This is a genomic window from Aquiluna sp., from assembly GCF_965064355.1.
Genome location: NZ_CBCHRQ010000085.1, coordinates 1 through 4485, shown reverse-complemented (window position 1 = coordinate 4485; position 4485 = coordinate 1). Strand labels below are relative to the sequence as shown.

The following is a 4485-nucleotide window of genomic DNA, read 5'->3' as shown; positions in this document are numbered from 1 at the left end:
TGGTTGATAGCCAAAACGCAGGAGCTCTCGCAGGGAGCAGGACACAGCCTTCCGGTGAACTCCGGGAAGTTGTTAGTTGCGTGTAGCCGGTCAATCGCCTCTTTGTTTCTGCCGCGGTGAGTTAGGTCGTTCCACTCCGGAATCAGGTTCCCTAGTGGGCATCCCTGGTGGCAGAACGGAATTCCGCAGTCCATGCAGCGAGATGCCTGACGAACGATGGTTTCACCACTTCGCTCGGCATAAACCTCTTTCCAGTCTTTGATGCGAACTGGGACTGGTCTGCGAGTTGCAGTTTCACGCTCGGTTATCTTGATAAAGCCCTTTGGATCAGCCACCGGTCACCTCCAGAATCTGGGTCCATACCTCTTCGCCGTCAAGGTCAATGCCGTCAGCACTGGCGTTGCGTTGAATCTCCATGACACGCGCGTAGTCGCGAGGCAACACTCTAACGAAGTTGGAAACCTCGACATCAAAGTTTGCAATCAGGGCTTCACCCAGCTGTGAACCGGTCTTGGCTACGTGAGCTACTAAAAGCTCTCGAAGGGCTGAAATGTCATGAGCCTCGAGGTGATCAAGTGAAATCTCTCCCGAAGCCAATGCTTCGCGGTTCACTCGTGCTTCAGAGAGCTTGTAAACGTAAGCCACGCCACCAGACATGCCAGCACCGAGGTTTACTCCCGAACGGCCAAGAATTACCGCAGTGCCACCGGTCATGTATTCCAGAGCGTGATCGCCAACGCCCTCGACAACGGCTTCTGCTCCAGAGTTACGAACTAGGAATCTCTCCCCCACCACTCCGTTTAGGAAAATCTGTCCGCTGGTCGCGCCATATCCAATGACGTTGCCAGCAATCACGTTCTTTTCGGCGATAAATCCAGCACTGGGCTCAGGCTTTACGGCGATAGTTCCACCTGAAAGACCTTTGCCGACGTAGTCATTGCAGTCGCCCTCAACCTCAATGGTTATACCCCGCGGGATAAATGCACCCAGCGACTGTCCCGCTGAACCACGAAGCTTCAGAGTAAGGGTGCCAGGCTCTAGTCCCTGCTCACCCCAGCGCTTGGTTAGCTCGTTTCCGAGCATGGTTCCAATGGCTTGGTTGGTGTTGTTGATGTCAATTTCGTGCACCACTGGCTTGGCATCGCGAAGAGCCGCTTGGCTAAGTTCGATAAGTGGGTAATCGAAGTGTGACTCGAGCTCGTGATCCTGGCTGGTGGTGTTGCGCAGGTTCTGGTTCAGGTCCATGTCTTTGGCCGCAAAGATTGGAGAAAGATCTAGCCCATCCGCCTTGTAGTGAGATACGGCGCGGTTGATATCCAGTAGGTCTACTCGACCGACTGCATCAACCAAGGTTCTAAAGCCGAGGTAAGCAAGGTATTCGCGGACCTCTTGCGCTAAGAACTCAAAGAAGTTAACGACGTGGTCGGCCTGGCCCTTGAAGCGGGCGCGAAGATCTGGGTTCTGAGTCGCAACTCCAACCGGGCAGGTGTCCAGGTGGCAAACGCGCATCAAAATACAGCCTTCAACTACCAGCGGCGCTGTGGCGAAACCAAATTCCTCGGCCCCGAGCAGGGCTGCGATAACTACGTCGCGACCAGTCTTCATTGAGCCATCTACCTGAACCACAATGCGATCGCGCAAACCGTTCAGCAACAGAGTCTGCTGAGCTTCTGCAAGACCGAGTTCCCAAGGGGTTCCGGCGTGCTTGAGCGAGTTCAATGGGCTGGCGCCAGTTCCACCGTCGTGACCAGAAATCAGCACGACATCGGCCTTCGCCTTTGCCACACCGGCAGCCACGGTGCCAACACCGAATTGGCTTACCAACTTGACGTGCACACGTGCCGAACGGTTTGCGCGCTTTAGGTCAAAAATCAGTTGCTTTAGGTCTTCGATTGAGTAGATGTCATGGTGTGGCGGCGGTGAAATCAAACCGACACCTGGGGTTGAGTGACGCAGCTGCGCAATCCAGGGGTAGACCTTGTTCGGAGGAAGCTGACCACCCTCACCAGGCTTGGCACCCTGCGCCATCTTGATCTGAATATCATCGGCGTGGGTGAGATACATAGAAGTGACGCCAAAGCGTCCAGAAGCTACCTGCTTCACGGCGCTGCGCCGATTGCGGTCTAATAGACGATCCACCGACTCGCCACCCTCACCAGTATTGCTCTTTGCGCCAATACGGTTCATCGCGATGGCGAGCACTTCGTGAGCCTCAGGGGATATAGCTCCCATCGACATCGCTCCAGTTGAGAAGCGCTTTACAATCTCGGAAACCGGCTCAACCTCTTCGATTGGGATCGATTCCCTGGCACCCTTGTCAAAAGCGAACAGTCCACGAATAGTCATTAGCCGCTCTGACTGGTCGTCCACAGCGTTGGTGTATTCCTTGAAGACGTCATAGCGCTTTCGCTGGGTGGAGTGCTGCAGCTTGAAGATGGTCTCGGGGTTGAAAAGGTGAGGTGGTCCTTCGCGGCGCCACTTCATTTCGCCACCAACTTCAAGCGGCAGGTGAATTTTGGAGGCACCTTCGATTGGGTACGCTGCGCGGTGGCGCTTCTCAATCTCCTGGTGCAGAATGTCAAGGCCTACGCCGCCAAGCTTGGTGGTGGTGCCGGTGAAATACTTATCTACTAGGTCTTGGCTAAGTCCAATAGCTTCAAAACACTGAGCACCACCGTATGAAGCAACTGTAGAGATACCCATCTTGGACATGATCTTCAGGATGCCTTTACCGAGCGCTTTGACCATGTTTTTGCTGGAACGCTCTGGTGTGATTCCGGTGATCAAACCCTTGACTACTAGGTCTTCTGCGGTCTCAAGTGCTAGGTATGGGTTGATAGCAGATGCGCCGTAACCAATTAAAGTCGCCACGTGGTGCACGTCTCTGGCATCTCCACACTCAACCAGCAACCCAACCTGCAAGCGACTGCCCTTACGAATCAGGTGGTGGTGGACGCTGGAAAGTGCAAGCAGCGAAGGAATAGGCGCGAGCTCACGGTTTGAATCGCGGTCGCTAATGATGATGAAGGTGGTACCTGCCTGGATAGCCTCATCGACTTCGGCCGCCATTTCAGCCAGGCGCTCCTGTAGTGCTTCAGCACCGTCGTCAACACGGTAAAGCGCTGAGATGGTTACTGCCCTACCGATGTTGTTTCCCCTGTCAATGTGCTTGATGCGGGCAATTTCATCGTTGGTAAGGATTGGGAAGTCCATCACCAACTGCTTGGCATGCTCGGGAGTAGCACCCAAAAGGTTTAGCACCGGACCGATAGACGCGGTCATGGAGGTGACTACCTCTTCACGTATCGCATCCAGTGGTGGGTTGGTTACCTGAGCAAACTGTTGGGTGAAGTAGTCAAAGAGCAATCTGGAGTGCTGCGAAATCGCTGCAATCGGTGTGTCGGTTCCCATTGCGCCAATTGGTTCCTGGCCGGATCTGGCCATCGGGGCAATGAACTCCTTGAGGTCTTCCTCGGTGTATCCAAAAACTCGCTGGCGACGATTGACCGAAGCGCTGGAATAGCGAATGTGCTCGCGCTCTGGCAAATCGCGCAGGTTAATCATGTTCTCTTCAAGCCAGGTGCCCCAGGGCTGAGCGGCGGCAACCTCGCTCTTGATCTGCTCATCTTCAATGATCTGACCCGAAGCGGTGTCGATTAGGAACATCTTTCCCGGCTGCAGTCTGCCCTTGCGAACAATCTTCTCCGCGGGAATGTTTGCAACACCAATTTCCGAGGCAAGGATGATGAAGCCATCCTCGGTCACAACGAAGCGACCCGGGCGCAGACCATTGCGGTCCAAAGTTGCGCCAACCAAAGTTCCATCGGTGAAGATAACCGCAGCTGGTCCATCCCAGGGCTCCATGATCATGGAGTGGTACTCGAAGAAGTCTCTGAGCTGAGGTTCAAGGTCGAGCTGCTTTTCCCAAGCCCCCGGAATCATCATCATCATGGCGTGTGGCAGCGAGCGACCAGAAAGAACCAGCAGCTCTAACACCTCGTCAAAGGTGGCTGAGTCTGAAGCTCCTGCGGACACAATCGGTTTTAGCTGCTCGATGTCTCCAAGCTGATCGCTCGCAAGCTGTGATTCGCGAGCTCGCATCCAGTTTGCATTGCCCTTCACGGTGTTTATCTCACCGTTGTGTGCAATGAAGCGGAATGGGTGGGCCAGCGGCCAAGACGGGAATGTGTTGGTCGAGAACCTGGAGTGAACCAGTGCCAATTGCGATTCAAACTCTGGTTCCGAAAGGTCAGGGAAGAACGGTTCCAGCTGCAAAGTGGTGACCATGCCCTTGTAGACAATGGTGCGCATCGAAAGCGATGGGTGGTAGATACCAATCTCATGCTCGCTGCGCTTACGCAAACGGTACAGACGTCGTTCAAGTTCTAGATCCGAAGCCTTGTCAACTGCGGCTACGAAGACCTGCTCAATTAGTGGCATTGCAGCACGCGCTAGGTCACCCAGCACCTCGGGGCGAGTAGGCGG

The 4485-nt window shown here is 54.6% G+C and carries 1 protein-coding gene and 1 pseudogene; both read right to left on the bottom strand.

All coding sequences use genetic code 11. From position 1 onward, the window contains the following. Positions 1–335: pseudogene (gene gltD / locus AC128V_RS06620) on the bottom strand (glutamate synthase); the annotation flags it as partial. Then, a partial coding sequence (gene gltB, locus AC128V_RS06615) for a glutamate synthase large subunit (RefSeq protein ID WP_482763885.1) occupies positions 328–4485 on the bottom strand: 4158 nt, incomplete at its 5' end. The gene gltB and the pseudogene gltD, both read right to left, overlap by 8 nt.